General features: G+C 46.2%; 16 protein-coding genes and 1 pseudogene. 9 read left to right on the forward strand and 8 right to left on the reverse strand.

Features of this window, described 5'->3' with window-relative positions; all coding sequences use genetic code 11:
* Positions 1-298: 298 nt before the first annotated feature.
* Entirely contained in the window at positions 299-556 is a 258-nt protein-coding gene (locus RIM23_RS17570) for a hypothetical protein (protein WP_446368457.1), read from the forward strand.
* A 63-nt stretch (positions 557-619) separates the two neighbouring features.
* Here the strand turns inward: RIM23_RS17570 and RIM23_RS17575 are convergent, their stop codons facing one another.
* A complete protein-coding gene (locus RIM23_RS17575; RefSeq protein ID WP_446368458.1) occupies positions 620-3,493 on the reverse strand; it encodes a transcriptional regulator in 2,874 nt (957 codons plus the stop codon).
* Between the two features lie 346 nt (positions 3,494-3,839).
* On the opposite strand from RIM23_RS17575, the gene RIM23_RS17580 reads away from it, so the two are divergent.
* The 3 genes and pseudogenes from RIM23_RS17580 to RIM23_RS17590 all read left to right on the forward strand — a co-directional run bounded on the left by RIM23_RS17580 (position 3,840) and on the right by RIM23_RS17590 (position 5,816).
* Complete coding sequence (locus RIM23_RS17580; RefSeq protein ID WP_446368459.1) at positions 3,840-3,971, forward strand: hypothetical protein; 132 nt, start codon at positions 3,840-3,842, stop codon at positions 3,969-3,971.
* A gap of 27 nt (positions 3,972-3,998) precedes the next feature.
* Positions 3,999-4,133: pseudogene (locus RIM23_RS17585) on the forward strand (restriction endonuclease); the annotation flags it as partial.
* Positions 4,134-4,541: 408 nt separating this feature from the next.
* Positions 4,542-5,816, forward strand: coding sequence for a SpoIID/LytB domain-containing protein (locus RIM23_RS17590; RefSeq protein ID WP_446368460.1), 1,275 nt, complete (start codon positions 4,542-4,544; stop codon positions 5,814-5,816).
* Positions 5,817-6,007: 191 nt separating this feature from the next.
* Here the strand turns inward: RIM23_RS17590 and RIM23_RS17595 are convergent, their stop codons facing one another.
* A complete protein-coding gene (locus RIM23_RS17595) occupies positions 6,008-6,955 on the reverse strand; it encodes a Uma2 family endonuclease (RefSeq protein WP_446368461.1) in 948 nt (315 codons plus the stop codon).
* Positions 6,956-7,336: 381 nt separating this feature from the next.
* Here RIM23_RS17595 and ndhN point away from each other — a divergent pair, with 381 nt between their 5' ends.
* From ndhN to RIM23_RS17610, 3 genes are all read left to right on the forward strand, one after another.
* On the forward strand, positions 7,337-7,819 hold the full coding sequence (ndhN, locus tag RIM23_RS17600) for an NAD(P)H-quinone oxidoreductase subunit N (RefSeq protein ID WP_446368462.1): 483 nt from the start codon (positions 7,337-7,339) through the stop codon (positions 7,817-7,819).
* A 179-nt stretch (positions 7,820-7,998) separates the two neighbouring features.
* The gene (locus RIM23_RS17605; RefSeq protein WP_446361531.1) at positions 7,999-8,604 is read left to right on the forward strand and encodes a vWA domain-containing protein; all 606 of its coding nucleotides are present in this window, start codon (positions 7,999-8,001) and stop codon (positions 8,602-8,604) included.
* Between the two features lie 254 nt (positions 8,605-8,858).
* On the forward strand, positions 8,859-9,311 hold the full coding sequence (locus tag RIM23_RS17610; protein ID WP_446368463.1) for a salt stress protein, Slr1339 family: 453 nt from the start codon (positions 8,859-8,861) through the stop codon (positions 9,309-9,311).
* A 165-nt stretch (positions 9,312-9,476) separates the two neighbouring features.
* Here the strand turns inward: RIM23_RS17610 and RIM23_RS17615 are convergent, their stop codons facing one another.
* The 3 genes from RIM23_RS17615 to RIM23_RS17625 all read right to left on the reverse strand — a co-directional run bounded on the left by RIM23_RS17615 (position 9,477) and on the right by RIM23_RS17625 (position 13,759).
* Positions 9,477-11,030 (reverse strand): ATP-binding protein, encoded by a 1,554-nt coding sequence (locus RIM23_RS17615; protein WP_446368464.1) that lies wholly within the window; start codon positions 11,028-11,030, stop codon positions 9,477-9,479.
* A gap of 44 nt (positions 11,031-11,074) precedes the next feature.
* Positions 11,075-13,009 (reverse strand): ArnT family glycosyltransferase, encoded by a 1,935-nt coding sequence (locus tag RIM23_RS17620; RefSeq protein ID WP_446368465.1) that lies wholly within the window; start codon positions 13,007-13,009, stop codon positions 11,075-11,077.
* Positions 13,010-13,174: 165 nt separating this feature from the next.
* The gene (locus tag RIM23_RS17625) at positions 13,175-13,759 is read right to left on the reverse strand and encodes a hypothetical protein (RefSeq protein ID WP_446368466.1); all 585 of its coding nucleotides are present in this window, start codon (positions 13,757-13,759) and stop codon (positions 13,175-13,177) included.
* 165 nt (positions 13,760-13,924) lie between these two features.
* Between RIM23_RS17625 and RIM23_RS17630 the strand changes: the two genes are divergently transcribed.
* On the forward strand, positions 13,925-14,281 hold the full coding sequence (locus RIM23_RS17630) for a DUF565 domain-containing protein (RefSeq protein WP_446368467.1): 357 nt from the start codon (positions 13,925-13,927) through the stop codon (positions 14,279-14,281).
* A gap of 251 nt (positions 14,282-14,532) precedes the next feature.
* Positions 14,533-15,639 (forward strand): glycerate kinase, encoded by a 1,107-nt coding sequence (locus RIM23_RS17635; RefSeq protein WP_446368468.1) that lies wholly within the window; start codon positions 14,533-14,535, stop codon positions 15,637-15,639.
* Positions 15,640-15,678: 39 nt separating this feature from the next.
* On the opposite strand, the gene RIM23_RS17640 is transcribed toward RIM23_RS17635, so the two are convergent.
* The 3 genes from RIM23_RS17640 to RIM23_RS17650 all read right to left on the reverse strand — a co-directional run bounded on the left by RIM23_RS17640 (position 15,679) and on the right by RIM23_RS17650 (position 17,720).
* Complete coding sequence (locus RIM23_RS17640) at positions 15,679-16,257, reverse strand: Npun_F5749 family FMN-dependent PPOX-type flavoprotein (protein ID WP_446368469.1); 579 nt, start codon at positions 16,255-16,257, stop codon at positions 15,679-15,681.
* 124 nt (positions 16,258-16,381) lie between these two features.
* Positions 16,382-17,194, reverse strand: coding sequence for an alpha/beta fold hydrolase (locus RIM23_RS17645; protein WP_446368470.1), 813 nt, complete (start codon positions 17,192-17,194; stop codon positions 16,382-16,384).
* 70 nt (positions 17,195-17,264) lie between these two features.
* Complete coding sequence (locus tag RIM23_RS17650) at positions 17,265-17,720, reverse strand: NUDIX hydrolase (RefSeq protein WP_446368471.1); 456 nt, start codon at positions 17,718-17,720, stop codon at positions 17,265-17,267.
* Positions 17,721-18,241: the final 521 nt, after the last annotated feature.

Consider the following 18,241-nt stretch of genomic DNA (forward strand, 5'->3'; position numbering starts at 1 on the left):
GTCTTAGCTCCCTAGTAGAAATAGCAGGGAGGAGTGCCAAGGCAGAAGTTCCTGGTATTCACCGAGAACAGCGGCTCTTCGTGGTAACAGCAGGAGAGAATCCCCAACTAGATTGCTTGCAATTAGTTGGGGTCTGTTCAAACCAGAAGCCCTCAATATTGAAGCACGTTGTTTTGTAATACAATGAAGGTCAGTAGACCCAGCCAATTATCAGGATTTATACTCAGAGTAATCTATGGATAGTGGAAAATAACAAACTTTAAATAGTTTAGATTAAAATTAAGAAATTAATCCTATAATGCAATCAGCCTTACGAATTGAAGCTAAAGTTTTACCCGGCAATAAAATCGAAATTGACTTACCCCCTGATACCGCATTAAATACAGTCGGGAACACCATTGAAGTAATTCTTCTGTTGCCAGAAAAGCCAACCCGATCGACGGAGCAATCTATTCTGGAAATATTGGCAGAAATCCACTCTCAGCGCCCCTCTAATCGAAACCTCGAAGAAATTAATCGAGATTTGCAAGCGGAAAGGGATGCATGGGACAGCTAAACTTGCCTGACTCTTCTCGAATATATATTGACACGGTTGTTGTGATTTATGCTGTTATTTGTTTTACCTAAACTTAGGTGGAAGTTCGGCGGGAGGCGGAGAGTCTGCGCCTGGAGGAAGAGGAGGTGAACCGCCGGGTGGTAAACGTAGAGGTTTTGGTTCTGTTTCAGATGGTGTAGTCCTCGGTGAAGGTGAAGGTGAGGGTGAGGGTGAGGGGGGTGTCTGCATTTGTGCAGCAGAAGCGCCTCCCGGTGGAGGTAGAGGCGGTAAGATGGGTAACCCGTTAGTCGCGTCTCCGGGTGGGGAAGGTGGAGGTGATAAGGTCATTGCTGGAGGTTCTGGAGGTGGCGGTTGGATGGTTTCAATGGTGACTGAACGGCTTTTTTGTTCTCCGGCTTCATTGGTGACTTGCAACGTAATCGTTTCTGTAGTCGGTTCTGGACTGAGTTCATAAGGTAAAGTGCCTTCAGACGGCACAGTACCTGGTGCAGGGAGAAGTTCAACTTTCAGATTTCTACCTCCCTCAACTTTCCAAGATAAGGGTACAGGTATCGATTGATTCCCAGAAATTGGCACGACAAATTTAGGACGAGTTAGGGTTTCTACACCACCAACTGTAAATTCAACAATATTAAAGGGAACAGGTTGGGCTTCAATTTTAAGCGGATCAGTTTTTTGAGCGGGTAACTCTTCGGGTTCTCCTTGTCGGGGAACCACGATTAATTCAAAAATATAGGTTCCCGGTTGGGGATTATCTATAGGAATATTAGCACAGACTAATGTCTCATCCTTTATTTCACAGGCTTCTTGTAAGCCTTGAGGAATCCCTTGACTAAAATCAATCGATTGCATGGGAACGAGGATAATCCCTTCGGGATTGCGACCCACCAGTTTTAAGAGTCTGATTTGTTCAGGATGACTAATTTTCCAGTTCAGTACAATCACCCTATTTTCAGGTTGCGGTTGATTTGGAGGTGAGTTGTCATCATTAGCCGTTGGACTAGCTTCCTGATTTGCCGCTTCAGGCGTCCTCTGACTGGCTTGTTGATAGACGGCTTGAGTGGAGGTGAATTCTTCAATCTCAGGAATCGGGAACGGTGTGATTTGAACCGTATTTGTTAGAAGTTCCTCTGATTCCCCTCTCTTTTTCCCTTGGGGAATCACCGTCAGTTCAAACACATAATCCCCCGGTTCGCGAGCATCCGTTGGCACGTTTTGACAATTAAGAACCTCATTGATTGTGCAGAAACGCTCTAACTCATTGGGAATCCCCTGGCTAAAATTGTAGGCAATTGGACGGCTGGTGACTACCCCCTCTGGCGATACTCCTTGTACTTTGATCATTTGTATTCGTTCGGGATTAGTAATTTCCCAATTCAGGCGAACACTCTCCCCATCCGCCACCGAGTAATTATTGCTGGCTGGCGCAAATTCGACTATTTCTGGGCGGGGTTTGGGTCTAAAAAAGAGAAACCACAGCAGGAAAATTAATGCACCAATTAGTCCAACAATTCCTAAAATGACTAATAAAAATTGCCACCACGGACGCCCTTCCCAAATTAAAGTCCCTTGGAAGCGATTGTTAATTAGGGGGAACTGTTGTCGGTCTTCAATTTCAATAACAAAGTTTAACACTCGTCCGTAGAAGGGTCTACGCCACCATTTCTGGCTGGGTTGTACATCTAAGTTCGCGATCGCATAGCCGCCAGGGGCGAGACGAACTTGGCTGGGTATCAGGGTATAGGTACACAGATCATCCCCATCGGCACTTTTGGCGATGAGGGCAATGTCGCGGGTAATATTTCCGCCGTTATACAGTTGTAACTCAAAGACACCAGACTGATTGCTGATCTTACCCACTAGGGTGACTAACTCAACAGTTAACAGGTAAATTGGCATTACCTGTAGGTAAATGACATCGAGTAGCACTAAGTCGGGATTATTCAGGGAATAGAGACGAACCGTGGGAGAATAGACACTCGCCCAAGTATCTACAGGTGGGGTGATAATGAGCTGGATTAGACCCTTTTCACCAGGATTGAGTTCCAAGCCATCCATGACTCGCACCACTCCCGCTTGGGTATAGCCTTCGGGATAAATCACTCTATACCAGTTAGGGGCTAAATCCGGACAGGTTAAGCGGAATTGATCCACGCGATCGGAACGGTTATGAACCAGAACCTGAACCTCCAGAAATTCTCCGGGTTGGACAACAGCTGGGGTGGCGGAATTGGTGAGAGGGAGTAGGGTGAAGGTGGGGTCATTAACCCGGATGGCTTCCTGGACAAAAGGTAAGACTTGCAGCCGTGCTGGATGTTGGATTGGCGTGTCTTGGGGGTAATGCTGCTGGGCATCAACAATTAGCAGATAATTATAAGTGCCTGGTATCGCATCCAGTGGTACGGGAATCTGGAAAACCACCTCACTACTTTGTCCCCGCCCTAACGCCAGACGTTCATAAGGGGAAATACACCACTGGTGCAGGAATTGGGAGGTTTCATCTATATAAATATCAATTAAGGCACTTTGATTCCCCTCATTGGTAATCGTGACGCACAACTCAAACGTCAAACCGGGTGTAATTGGCGCATCCCCAGAGGGATTCACAATCATAGACAGAGGTTTTCCCGGTGTCAGCGCTTGCTGAATCATCTCGGAAAACTGGCTACCTTGTCGTCTCATTTCACTGCGGTAGTAACGGGGAATGCCTTCTACTCGTATTTCTCGGAGGAAACCCTCTTGAACTAACTCATCTAGTTCTATGGCGATCATCTGTTCGTCTTCATTCAGGTGATCGGCAATTTCGGGTAGGGTATGCCCTTCCTCTCGACGGATAAACAGAACAATTTGCCGTTGGCGTTCAGGAAGTGCCAAGATATCAGCAATATTTATTGTTTTACCACCATTTGCCGAAGGATTGGATGGATTGCTATTCATAGTTTCCCTTTCCCCTCTGGGTTTGACCTCTCCTCCTGCTGACTGCCGCTAAACCGATTCTTTCTACGTTCAGCATGGGTAGAGCGACAACTGTATTAATGTTTACAGCGTTCACTCTGACAATTAAACCGCAAGGGAGACCGAATGTCAGCTATTGTCATCTATCCTAGGTAATTAGCCCTCAACTAAAGTTGGGGCTAAAAGCTTAAACCCGTTTTAACGGGTTCAAAGAGCTACTCAGCAAGCTCGATTCTTACTTGAGCTTTAGGCGATATTCCGTTTGAGCGTGCCAAAAGCGAAGACAGCGCTGACTACAAACTACGCGATCGCAGGTTGTCCTTAACCGATGAACGGGAGATCGCGATCCGATTACCTAGACCTGAACGGCTGTCGGGTTGGGGGTTTTACGGATATGGGTAGGGAGTGCGATCGCGAACTTGGCAAGCTAAAGTTAGTTGTGGATACTCAAGATAACTGATGAATTACCAAGACATCATCACCTTAATCAAGCTTTAATTCGGGTGAATTGGAAGATGTTGCCAGGAATCTTCTCTATACTAAAGAAATTAAGCGTATCATGACAGAGCAACTGGCTGATCCATCTCCTGAATTCGTCAAGTTTTTTGCCAGTCAAATTTATGGTTTTCGTCTCACTCCCCATGTCCCCTTGAACGCATGTATTTTTTTAAAGTTTAGATAAAAATAATTACTAAGTCTTGACAAAAACACAGATTACACAGAAGGTATGACACTTTCCCAAACACTGAATCGTGAGAGACACAGATTGACACAGACAAGTAAGTAATCTCCCCAACAATTCTTACATCGTCTCCCCATTGAGAACTAACGCCTCTGTGTAATCAGTGCTACCAGCTTCCCACCCCCCACCTCTACTGTTCCTACCAATCAGAGAAATCAGTGTTACCATTCTTTATTCAGCCAGGGAGTGCCATATCCAAAGACGCGATCGCAGATTAAACTAAGAGGCGGTGCTTACTGCTAATCTGTCGTTATCGTCCTCTCCCAACCCGATCAGGAGCAAGTATTGATGATTCGCCTGCCTAACAACCACCCGATTTTAAAGGGTTCTAGACTATGGTCAATGGTTGTGGTTTCAGCATCCCTCGTATTGCCCTTGATGCTAGCTCAATCCTTTTATTCCGGTTCTAAACCGATCGCATCTTCTCCCCAACAGTCTTCGGAGCCATCACCCCGATCGGAAGTTCCACCGCCGCCAAATCCGTCCCCGGCTGAAGCCCAATGGCGTCATCGTCTGGTTGCACAAAGTCTCTCCTGGCAATATCCCTCAACTCCCGTTCCCAAGGCAACCCCCTTTCAATCCTCTACTGCTCAAGATACTGCCAAAACTCAAGCCTCAGGGACTAAACCACCGACAGCAAACAAAACTGCTCAAACTCAAACCTCGGCGGCTCAATCACCGACAGCGAATCAGACATCTCAAACTCAAACCTCAGCTTCCAAACCCCCTACTCCCCTACCCCCCAAACCCAACACCCAGACTCAAGCCCAAACTTCACCCCCGAAATCATCTGCCGCCGCTTCCGGAAACTCCGCTAAAGCAGAAAATCCTCCCGCTAATACTGCAAGCTTAGAAATGCGAGTTGCGATCGCGACAGGGGTGAGTTCCCTAGACGTTGGCACATCTACAGCCGGAATAGTCGTGGATGGAAATGGGAAAACATTAGGAAAACTCGAGGCGAACGAAGGAGTTAACGCTCAACCCAATGGTTCTTATCTTCGCATCGGTGAATGGAAAACCCCAGGGGGCGTTTGGCTTAAACCCACTGGTGGCGGGTTTGTTTTTGTCAATGGTCGCTGGTATCGAGGAGATTTACTCTTAGTATCACAAGGGGATAGTCTACTTGCCGTTAATTATATTGAGCTTGAGGCGTATCTAGCCAGTGTCGTCGGTTCAGAAATCTATCCCAGTTGGCCCCCCGCTGCCTTAAAAGCCCAAGCGATCGCGGCTCGTTCTTATGCGATCGTCCATTACATTCGACCCGCTAATCAGTTATACGATTTGGGTAATACTCAGCGTTGGCAAGTGTATAAGGGAATTGAGTCGGAGTGGAATACCACGACTCAAGCGGTTCAGCAAACCCAGGGAATGTTTCTCAGTTATAAAGGGGGCGTGGTGGAATCCCTGTACGCTGCTTCGGATAGTATTGTCAGTAATGTTTTTGGCGGTCGAGGTATGAGCCAAAAGGGAGCTTATGAGTTGGCGATGCAGGGGTATGATTACAAACAAATTTTAGCCCATTATTATCCGGGTGCGGGATTGTCGTGGATTGAGGCTCAGTGAGAGTCATTTGTCATTCGTCAGGGTTTGACAAGTAACGTTTTAAACGCTGGGGAGATTTTCAGGCTCAAGTGTGCGATCGCCTGGAGTGGAAAGAGGAAGAGTAATTCCGGCGGAACGTCTATAACCACGTCTTCAATCGGTCAACAATGATTTAATTTTCATCGGTAAAAGTTGTATAATTTTCTTTGCTATCAACCCTGATCCTGGAAAAACGTATCGGGATCAATTCCCGATTCTCGTAGTCGCTCAATCAAAGCATCTAACTGAGCTTGTGCGGCTTTGGCTCGTTGTCTGTCCTGTTGAGCTTGCTGTAAAGCTTGGGCTTTTTGGATTCTCTCCTGTTCAGCTCGTTGTCTTTCTTGTTCGGCTCGTTGTCTTTCCTGTTCAGCTCGTTGTCTTTCTTGTTCCGCTTCCGTTAGAATCCAGTTTCCTTGAGCATCATACCAACGCAACCAGAGGCGATTAATCCCTTGAAACTCTCCCTGCCATAATCCTAAACCCAAGCCTAATTCGCTCATCCATACTCGCCCATCTTGTACCTCTAACTCTTGATAATGGGCTCCATTCAGTTTAAACGCTCGTAGCTGATTGGTGTAACGACTGAATACAACATAGTAAGGAATATGTAAAATCTGCTCGTAAACCTGCCATTTTCGCGGTGGTTTATCTTCAGTTGAGCGCTGAATGTCTTGCCCATTTCCTACACCTTGTTCCAGTTCAGATTCTCGAACTTGGTTTACCTGTTCTCCTAAGTCTTCTCTCTCGGTTCCAGGTGAGAGCAATTCCACAACAACAAACGGATTGACGCCCTCCTGCCAAACGACATAAGATAGGCGCATATCCACATCATCATACAGTCGTGGCACACCGACAACCCCAAACCAATCTGGACGCTTGTACCACAGAGGATGACGCACATCATAGTAAAGGTTTAAGTCGCTGGCATAAAAGATCTGTGAAAGGGGATAGTGGGGAGGGCAAAATGTCAAGCTCAACAATTGCGCTTGCCAATCATGGAATTCGTCAGGCAAACCGGGTTCCTCTGGATCTTCACTCGGAAGATCATACATCGTCGGTAGCGTTTCCCTCGGTGAACAAGGTGGATCGGTTTGAGGAACAGGATAGTTGAACGAAACCATGGACGGAAATTATTAGGAAAACTGGCTCTATCTTAACAATCTCTACTTATGCATAAGGGCGGGTTTTGTTGTTGAGTTATTGGTAACAAGCTAGCGCTAGTTCCTAAACCCGCCCCTACAGTGGCTGGCGTTTGTCCCGACAATTGACCCTTCAACTACGCTCAGGGCATTGTTTTTACGTCTTGCGATCGCTATTCAATACACCAACTGATACCAAATCCGGGGAACGCTACCCCTGTTATAACCCAGTCCGCGCAGGCGGACGAAAGTTTGTGTCGCAGCGATTTCAATCGCCTATCGCCTCCTCTTGCAGGGGGTAATAAAGGCTATATAATTGGCTGATAAGAATTAACAAAACTTAAGGCGGAATCGGAGAAATAAATGGCACTGATCACCACCGGAAAGACGTTCATTAGGGATTTAGAACAGTCCGGCGCATTGGCATTATACGCTCCCTTAGAGGGAGGATTTGAAGGGCGTTATCGGCGACGACTGCGGGCGGCGGGTTATACGACGATTTCTTTCTCAGTGAAAGGATTAGGCGATCCAGCCGCTTATCTGACGGATGTTCACGGTGTCCGTCCACCACATCTGGGGAAGAAAACAATTGGTCAAAGCGCTGCTGTGGGTCAGGTTTACTTTGTCCCGCCTATCCTGACGTATCAATTGGAAAATCTACCGCCTAAGTCGAAAGGGATGGTACTGTGGCTAATCGAGGGCGGTAGTCTGTCCCGCCAAGAAATTGAATATTTCATCACTTTACCTAAGCAGGAGAAGCGGGTGAAAGTGGCGCTGGAAATGGGAGGCGAGCGCTATTTCCGTTGGCAGCCGCTTCAGGAAACCTTATCCCAGTGGGCATCCTAACGCGGTAGAGACGCGCCATGGCGCGTCTGGTACAGGAAAGCGGTTTGTGCCAAAATTTTATCGGCAAAACCCGTCCCTACAGTCCGGCTCCCGAACTGTCGCCACCTTACAGTTTGCGATCGCAGATTTATGGGTTTGATAATCTTGAGAAGGACTTTAGTAGATTTGGGAACGTTTTTATGCTAGAGAAACGAGATTATACCTTAATCATTGATAAAAGCGGCAGTATGTCCATTCGGGATCAGTATTCTGGGAAAAGCCGCTGGGATGTTATGCAAGAGTCTACCCTGGCTTTAGCGAATAAATGCGAAGAATTTGATCCCGATGGTATCACCATTTACCTCTTTTCTGGTCGTTTCAAACGCTATGACGGTGTGACGGCTAACAAAGTTATCCAGGTATTCCAGGAAAATGAGCCATCAGGGCGCACTGACTTGGCATCTGTCTTGCAGGATGCCCTTAACAACTATTTTCAGCGTAAGACTAGCGGTCAGACGAAGTTGAATGGTGAAACCATACTGGTGGTTACCGATGGGGAACCCGATGACCGCAAAGCTGTGATGAAGGTGATTATCGAAGCGTCACGCAAAATCGATAAGGATGAAGAGTTAGCCATTTCCTTTATCCAAATTGGCAGTGATTCTCAAGCAACGAAGTTCCTCAAAATTCTTGATGATGAACTCGAAAGTGCTGGCGCAAAATTTGACATTGTGGATACAGTAACCATTGAGGATATGGAGGATATGACCTTAACAGACGTGTTGCTCAATGCTGTAATCGATTAGGCAACCAAGTTTAGTGGGTTTTCTGACACAGGGGGTGCATTTACCTCATCTGTGAGTATTATGCCGTCTCCTGGTGTAGTATCCAATCCTTAACTCAGGCGATCAATCGAGAGCAGGTGTCAAAGGATTCCGTGTCAGAGTGGGCAAAAGCAAAGCGGATTAGAATAGAAGATATACAGGACATGACCTTTTGGGATGTGTCCTTCACTATAATTGTTGATAACAACATCTCTCGTCACTGAGAGTCTAGTCTTATGGCAGAATCCCTCGATGACTTATTAGCCCAAATCAAAACAGAATATCAAGAAAAAGATCAGGGAAAACCCCCGGCAAAAAAACCTCTGTTGGATGAGGACGACTTGAAGTCGCCCCCAAGGAATTCGTCAACGTATCAACCCATTTCCTCATCCCCATCCTCGCGATCGCCTGTAGAAGATAGTATACTCTCAGAACTGAAAGCTGAGTTTGAGGAGAAAGAGCACGAAGCTCAACGGAAACGACAGCAGCAACTGCAAGAGGAACAAATCAAGGCACAACAGCGAGAACAGCGCAAACGGGAAGCCCTGAAGCAACAAGCCCAAGAATGGTTAAATAATTTAAAGCCCCATTCTGATGAAGGGCTTTGGTTTGAAGAGTTTTCTTATAGCTATCCCTCCAAACTCGAAGCCGCGATGGATTATCTGCAAGCGCTGCGGGAAACTCCTTGATCGGGAAGATGAGGGAGTTAACTCACGCGCCATGTCCGACTAGGGAAGCGAAGGAGCAAGTCAGGGCGGGTGCGAGTTACATTTGGGTGAAGCTCAAAAACGATAGTAGTGAAAAGAGCCCCTAGAGAAAACCAGGTTCCCTCGAAAGTCGTGAAGGATCAAAACTTACTTTAGAGGCGGGTGTATTGGTAGCTCAATGATAAATTCTGTTCCTTGACCCGGTTCGGAAATATAGCTTAGCTGTCCGCCGTGTTTTTTAACAATAATTGAATGGGAAATCGATAAGCCCAAACCCGTGCCGACGCCCACAGGCTTAGTGGTAAAGAAAGGGTCAAAGATGTGTTTTTTTAAGGCTTTTGGGATACCAATACCATTGTCAGCAATGCGAATGATTACCTGAGAAGAATTGAGATGATTATCGTGAGTTCTAACACTGGTACGGATTGTGATCGTTTTGGTAAATTCTAAATTATCATAATGTTTTGTCTTCTGTTCCAAGGCATCAATTGCATTATTGAGTAAATTCATAAAAACCTGATTTAGCTGACTTGGATAACATTGAATCAGGGGAAGTTTACTATACTCTTTGATCACTTGTATTTCCGAAGAAAAGACAGTCTTTTTTAATCGATGTTGCAAAATAAGTAAGGTGCTATTTATTCCTTCATGAATATTGACGACCTTTTGATCCGCTTCATCTAAACGTGAGAAGTTACGCAAAGATAATATAATTTCACTGATGCGTTCTGCTCCATCTTGCATAGACTTGAGGAGTTTGGGAAAGTCTGCTCTTAAAAAATGCAGGTCAATTGCCTCAATCTTATCTTGGATTTCGGGTACAGGTGCTGGATAGTGTTTGGCATAGATTTCAATTAAATGAAATAGGTCAAAGGTATAGTCACGAGCATAAGTAATATTGCCATAGATAAAGCTGATCGGATTATTAATTTCATGGGCAATACCAGCTATCATCTGACCCAAACTGATCATTTTTTCATGTTGAATCAGTTGGGCTTGAGTTTGTTTAAGTTGGCGTAAGACTTGCTTGAGCTTTTGGTTTTTGAATTTCAATCTGCTTTCTGACTGGCGCAAAGCTTCTCGGGTTTTCTTTTGTTTACTAATATCACGACCTTCTGGAATTAGTAGCACAACTTGTCCGGTCTCATCTTTCACAGGTTTGAGGGAAAAATCAATCGTAATTACCCGTTCGTCAGCGCCGACAACCTCCACTTCATACCGCACAAATTCACCCGTCGCCGCCGCCGCGATCGCATCTTTTAATTGTTCCTGGATTTGTGCAGAATGACTCCACCATCGGGTTTGCCAGAATGGACGCCCCGCCACGTCTTCACGCTGCAATCCGCCAAAATTTAATGCGGTTTGATTGGCTTCTAAAACTGTACCATCGGGTTTGAGTAGACCAATAAATTGAAACATTGCATCAAAAATCGCCCGGAATCGCCGTTCACTCTCTCGCAATGCATTTTCCGCCTGCTGACGTTGGGTAGCTAGATTGTTAAAACTGGCTGCCACATCGGGATGTTCATCCCCTAAACGCTCTTTCGTTGCTGATAAGCACTGCTCACGCCAGGGTAAAGCTTGTTTGTAGAGTCCTTGACCTTCATAAAATCGACCTAAGCCAACAAAGAACCAGATTAAATCCTCATCACTTAACCAATCCTTCTGAGTAGTTGCGGCTTCTGCTAGGTGCGGAATCATCGGCGTGGCTATGACAATATCATCTTTAGTTGGCGTCTACCTACTTACTTAATTACCCCTGAAGGCTGAGGCTTTTGGGCAATGACTTGTTTAGTCACTCGGATCAGATGATAGGCTCCCCCTTGATCGACAATGGTATATTCATTGGGTTTTAGCGAGTTTTCCTTGAGTTTATTGAATCGCTTAGATTCAATTAAAACCAGAGTCGAAGGAGGATTAGGTTTAGTTTTGGCAATTTTCTCGATGTAGGCAATGAACTTATGTTCTTCATCAAAATAATTAACCGATCGCTCGGCATAAAATACGACACTGGGCTTTTCAAACCCCATCATCAGTAACTCTTCTGACGGTTGGTTAACCTCAGCCGCGATCGCAGATAATTCTCGTAGGGGAAGCTGACGTTCCTGATCCAATAGAAAAGCAGCCGGGGAAACCACAAGGATAATAAACGCCACAAACGCCACCAAATTAATTGTTCCTAACCAACGCCATCCTCGACGCCTACATAAGGCAATCACCGCCGCTACCGCCGCCATTCCCCAAAGGATACCTCCCCGTAACGGTAATCCTGACGCTTGCAGGGTTTCCGATAAGTTCAGCGCGGCTGGATCATAGCCAATTATGTTCGGGCTGTATAAAATTGCCCCCGCGAGTACGAGGAGGAAGATCACATTAAACCCACCACTCAGCCGTAACCCCAACCGAGGCTGAGGGTTCTGATAGGTGAGTAAATCACTTGCCAATAATGCCACCAAAATTGCTGCTGCGGGCATTAAGGGTAAGACATAACTGGGAAGCTTAGTTACGGCGATAGTAAAAAAGCCAAACACACCCGCAAACCAACACAGGGCAAATAAACCCAACTGACTCGCGCGAGGGGAACAACGCCATTGTTGAACCTGCCAAAACCGCAACCGTGCGATCGCGAGGGGTAAATAACAGGACCAAGGGACAAAGCCGACTAAGACGACGAGGAAATAGAAATACCAAGGTGCCCAGTGGTGATTAACTACACCGACAAAGCGTTCAATGTTGTGATAGCCAAAAAACTTGTTGATATAGTCTTCGCCATTCGCCAAGGTAACTAACACATACCAGGGAATTGCTAGAATCCCAATAATGCCCAATCCCCAAAACAGGCGCATTTCCCGCACCACCTGCCAAAAATTCCCCAGATACACCAGAAATGCACCAATAATTAATCCGGGTAGAACAATTCCCACCGGTCCTTTGGCAAGAATCGCTAAGGCAATTAATATATAAAATGCCAAATACCAACCGGAGGAAAATCCTAAAATGGGTTGGGAATCACCTTTTGCCTTTCCATGGTTTCGGCTATTTTGTTCCCCATCTCCCTGTATTCTTGTCTCCCCTTGGACATAGGCGATAAAGAACGATAAAAGAGCCGTTCCCATACAGCCAGAGAGTAGCATATCCGAAACCCCAGTTCGCGCCCAAACTAAGGTTATGGGATTAAAGGCAATCAGCGCAGCCCCGATTCCAGCAGATAACCAGCGTTGGCGTTCTGGATTGGGGAGTTTTGAGGTGTCTTCTAATTCAGAGGAATTTTCATGAATCAGGGTACTAGGACGGGAAATGCCCAAATAGCGTAGCGTATAAAAGCCCAAAACCGTTAGCGCGATCGCACTCATTGCTGAGGGAAGTCGAACCGCCCATTCATTCACACCAATCAGGTTATAGCCAATCGCCATTAACCAGTAGACTAAAGGCGGTTTATCAAAACGAGTCTCCCCGTTAAAATAAGGTGTAATCCAGTCTCCTGTAACCGTCATCTGGCGGGCGGCTTCCGCAAATAACGGTTCAGTTTCATCAACCAAACCCGTACTACCTAAGTGCCATAAAAAAGCCACCCAGCAAATCGCACTTAACCCTAAAACCGAGAACATCCACAAACGAGTTGGATGCTTTTCCCAAACATTCCACCACTTTGTCACTGTTTTAGCGACCCTATCCTTCATTCAACTTCAACCAGTTTGTCACGAAAAGCCAACATTAACCGTCGCCGCCCCAAACTTAATCTAGCTGGAGCCGCGATCATAATGTCCCCCTTCCTTGACTCGGACAACCCCATCAAGTTCCTCATTCAACAGTAGAGACGTTCCATGCAACGTCTGGTACAAAACCTAATACGGTTGCAAAACTAACTCCCATTCGCCTGTCTTTTGATTCCACCGGGGTACAGGCGTTTCCCCAATTACATAAGGTCCCCAATACAAACGAGAGCCATCTTGGGCAAATGCCACGATAATATCTCCCTTTGCCAAAATCAGATCATCTTGTGGAAGTGAAAGAATCAGCCCTTGGCTTCCTCCTTCCATAGGGGAAAAATCCCAGTGGGCGGGTTTGGCGTAAGCCTTTGAACCCGTTTGGCGTTCTAACAGCGCCACCCGCACCGGATGTTCTGTAGAATTGCTGACTCGCAACCCTCCTTTTTGCGCCGCTAGAGCAACCGGATCAAGGGGTGGAGAGGGTGAAGCCTCTGCGGGAGGTAATGGTGAGGAGAGTGGTGATAATGTTGGGGAGAAAGGTTGAGCCGTTTCCATCTCAGGAACCTCTGGTGATTTGATCACAGAGGGTAATGATGCTGTATCTGAGGATTGGGGTTCTATCCAAACCTTGAACTCAAATAATCCTAGTCCCAGTCCGGCAACGCCTAAAAGGAGTACGATGATAAATACTGGATAAAGCTTATGTTTTAGTCTTTTCATTCGTTTTGAGGGGATTGACTCTGCACCACTACGTCTGTGGAGGGTGCTAACAAAACGAATTGCCAGCCCCTACTCTCATTGAAACAAGCTTGACCAAAACCGTGTTATTTTTCTCTTAAAGGCTAAGTGGTTATGGTCAGTGTGTGGTTGCTTTCTGGTTGAGCGATGCAAAATACTCGTCTTAATACTCTCGTCGATGTGATCTTGGCAAGGTTAGCCCAGTGGTTTAGCAATCCCTGGCGACGCCTGTCCATAATTTTGCTGGGTTTGCTGTTGGGCATTTTCCTCGGAAGTGCCCTCTCAACGACAGCCGGTCAAACCGCTGACTGGGATGTCATTGCGGCTGGGATTTTAATTATTTTCACGGAAACGGTGAGCCGGATTGTTTATGGCAGAAATCGTCAGCGTTTGCCTTCTGTGAGCAGATCTTCTAGATTTTCATGGTTCCTTGAAACCGTGAATGCTCTGAAAATTGGTTTGGTTTATAGCATGTTTTTGGAAGCGTTTAAACTGGGCTCGTAATGTCATTTTTCATTTGTTAGCCAATAGGGTCAGATATAGTTTTGAGTGGTGTGTAGGGGCGGGTTTCATTATTATCTTTTCTTCCCTTACCCAAATGTGACTAAACCCGCCCCGACTAAGCGTCTGGAACAACAGTTATCGGTGAGGGAGGGCGGGTTTTGTTGATACTTTATCGGTGACAAGTTAATTAAGTTCCTAAACCCGCCCCTACAATTGTAATTGTGGCTAAACCCGTCCCTACCTTAAGACTTATGATTCATCCCGTTTCCTCGTCTCCCTCTCTCGGTGACATTCTTAATCAATGGATATCAGGAAAACCACCAAATTCATCAGCTTGGCAAAAATTAGTAACAGCGGAATTAACACAGCCGGAACGGGGTAAAGCGTTTGGAATTACGTCAGATAATGTGGAGGAGAAACTACAGGAGCGATCGCGCCTTTTTCTATCTGTCTATACTGATGTTTTTGCTTTGCCCTCGTTTGCTCAAAAAATTCAGGATGATCGAGAAAAGTTTGGGTCTATTAAAACTAATATTATCCTATCTATGTGGCGATTATGGCTTCCGTTGGCGATACAGTTGGTAGACTATAGAAAACAGTTAGATCGTCCCCTAATTCAGGGAATATTAGGTGGACAGGGAACAGGAAAAACCACATTGGCGGTTGTATTAAAATTAATTTTAGCCCAGTTAGGATATCGTACCCTTAGCCTTTCCATTGATGACCTTTATAAAACCTATCAAGAACGACAGCGCCTGCGAGAGAAAGATCCGCGTTTGATTTGGCGGGGTCCGCCGGGAACTCATGATGTGGAGTTGGGGGTGCAGGTATTAGACGAGTTGCGATCGCACAATTCCTCAGATTCTATTCTAGTCCCCCGTTTTGATAAATCTGCTTGGGAAGGTGCAGGCGATCGCACGGATTTTGAATCTGTACAAAATGCGGATATTGTGTTATTTGAAGGGTGGTTTGTCGGCGTGCGTCCCGTTGCGGCGACTGTGTTTGCGGGGGCTACTCCAGCACCCATTGAAACAGAGAGCGATCGCGCTTTTGCACGGGATATGAATGAACAACTTAAAGCCTATTTACCCTTGTGGGAGCGCTTAGACCGTTTAATCGTACTTTATCCTATTGATTATCGCCTGAGTTTGCAGTGGCGGCGTCAGGCGGAGGCGGAAATGATCGCGACGGGGAAATCAGGGATGAGTGATTCACAAATTAATGAATTTGTCAAGTATTTTTGGAAAGCGCTGCATCCAGAGTTATTGATTACGCCATTAATTCACAATCCGGATTGGGTGGATTTAGTAATTGAAATTAATCCAGATCATACACCCGATCGGGTTTATCAACCTTAACTGAGGGGTTAGACCCCAAACCCCCTGGTAAGATAAAATTCAGGGATTTATCGCTTGCGTGATCCATTGGCTCTCGCACCCCATAGTATAACGCCATCGGTTTTGCGGATCACCGCGCAATTCCAGGTGATCAACCTCTACAGGTTCGAGTAATAGGAGACAGAAATTAGGTAACGGTTGCTCTGGATCAGGTGGCGGTTGGGAAAACGCCTGATCCCCCTCTACTCTGGGTTCACCCGGATTCGACCAAGCAAATTGCCCACGCGCTGCATCAGAAAGCCCTTGCCAGGTGGTTTGACGCTCATTTTTTAGGGGAAATTCAGGATAGTCTTCTCCCACCAGAATAAGTTGACCTTTTAACCGAAATTGCTCGCGAGTCTTGGGAAAATACCAGCAAATTTCAGCCCCAGCATTATGATTAATTTGATTGACTTTCTGAGTGCGAGCATCGGTGATAATTTTTAATTGGTTATCGAAAAAGCCACGAAAAACAACGGTGCGATTAGCCGGATACCCATCTGGACAAACAGTTGCCAGTTGAAAGTACCGAGCATAAGCTAAACTGCGGTTGCGGTGAAGGGCACGAGATAGGGAGACTCGCCAAGGAGCAATTGACATTGTATGAAATGATGAATGATGAATGATACCATGTCCGGCTGGGCAAGTGCGTCTACCATACCCATGGTGATGGGGAAGGCAGCATTACCCTCCTTACCTCCTTCCCTTCTACCCTCTTACCCTTCTACTGATATTTAACAAAATAATCAATATGCTGAGCGACAATTCCCGGTACAGTTTCCGCTATGTCATTTCCGGCTTGGTCAATCATCTGTAATTTAGTATTGGGGCTATGGTTGGCATAAGCTTGAGCATGGTCAATCACCTCAAGTGAATCAAGTCTTCCTTGAAGAATCAGCGTAGGGATATCTAAGCTGGGTAGATGTTCTTGTAATAATTCGGCTTGAATTTCCACCCGCCGTCGCCGGAACAGCAATTGACAAGCTGTCGGGGATTGTAGCAATTGTTGTCGCTGTTTTAAGGCTCCCTCAATATCTTTGTGACGCCCAAAAAGCCGAGCTAGAGGTAAGAGCGATCGCAGAATAGTATAGGCAAGGGGGGGACGCCCAACTAACCACCGCCGCCACTGCCAAGTTTTCCCGTCTCCGTCGCCTCGAACGCCTTCAGGGGCTAATAACACTAATCCCTGAACCTGTTCCGGGTGACGCAACGCATAACTAGCGGCAATCCAAGCGCCTAAGGAATGACCAACCAGATAGACTTGGGGAAGGTGTAACGCCTCGATGAAGTTGAATAAACACTCAACCTCGACTTGAATCGAGTAGTGCAGTTTCGGGCTTTCTGAGTCACCAAATCCCAATAAGTCAAGCGCAAAGCAATGATAATCTTGATGCAGGTACTCAATCAGGGGTAGCCACTGACTACTATCGCTCCAAGACCCGTGTAAAAATATAAGAGTGGGTCCTTGGCCCACTTCACGCCAAAAGACTTGCCCCAAAGGTAGCTTAATTCGGGAATTCCGTAAGGTTAAATTCATCCTAGTTGCCAGGTGTTTCCAAACTCAACACTTAAAGTAGCAGGCTCTGTCTAGCTCTCAAAACTTAACATTAGGCAACAGTGGTTTTACCGTCAAAATAGTCCTGCAACTGTCGCCCATGATCGTGACTCAGACTGGCCATAGGGATGGCTGAACGTTCAAAGGCTTGAACTGCCGTAATTTCCCACATATCTTGTATATGCATTGTTCCCTGAACCTCCGCTTCGACTACAACACAAACTGAATGAACTCTGGGATCGCGATCGGGTGCTGAGTAGATTCCCACCAATCGGCGAATTGCCAGCAACTCTAGCCCAGTTTCTTCTGCCAACTCCCGCCTCACCGTTGTGGGAATGTCTTGTCCCCAATCCACCATCCCTCCAGGTAATCCCCATTTTCCGTTATCGCGACGCCGAATCAGTACAATTTGTCCATCGGGTAAAACGGGGATAATACTTGTACCGAGGACTGGATGGCGGAAAATAATCCCCAATACCGTTTGGACAAAATACCAGATACGACCCATGGATTCAGATGGTTATAGAACAGATAAATGGCTGACGTACAGACTGTTATCATAATCTGATTCTTTTAAGAAGAGACATGATGGTAATCCTTGAAAACTGCTGCCAAGGTAAACTAGGATGGAACGAAAGAGGCTTGGATGGTGTAACACTGCCAATATAAACAAGCCCCAGCTTACCCAACCCACCCATAGCTAAGGCTTTCAACAACCCTAATCTAGCTATCGCTTGAGATTAGGGATTGCCAGAGACAGGGCTGGCAACGCAAGAGTTGAATAGACCATTGAGCCGCCAATTGGCACGTACTTCCAGATACTTCCCCAGTCTGGATTATCTACAAACCTACTTGTTATAGGTGCTTGGCTGTTAGGACATCTTATTGGCGGTGGTCGAGGGGACTATGTACGGGCGAAGCATTGGCGTCGTTAATTAAAGCAATTTACCGCTCACTTGACTTCGCCAATGCTTCGCCCCTATCACTCGTGAGGTTTATCACCATGCTACGAGTTCCGGTTTTATCGCC

Origin of the sequence: Coleofasciculus sp. G3-WIS-01 (genome assembly GCF_040223135.1) — a bacterium.
In the GTDB taxonomy this organism is placed as follows: Bacteria; Cyanobacteriota; Cyanobacteriia; order Cyanobacteriales; family Coleofasciculaceae; genus Coleofasciculus.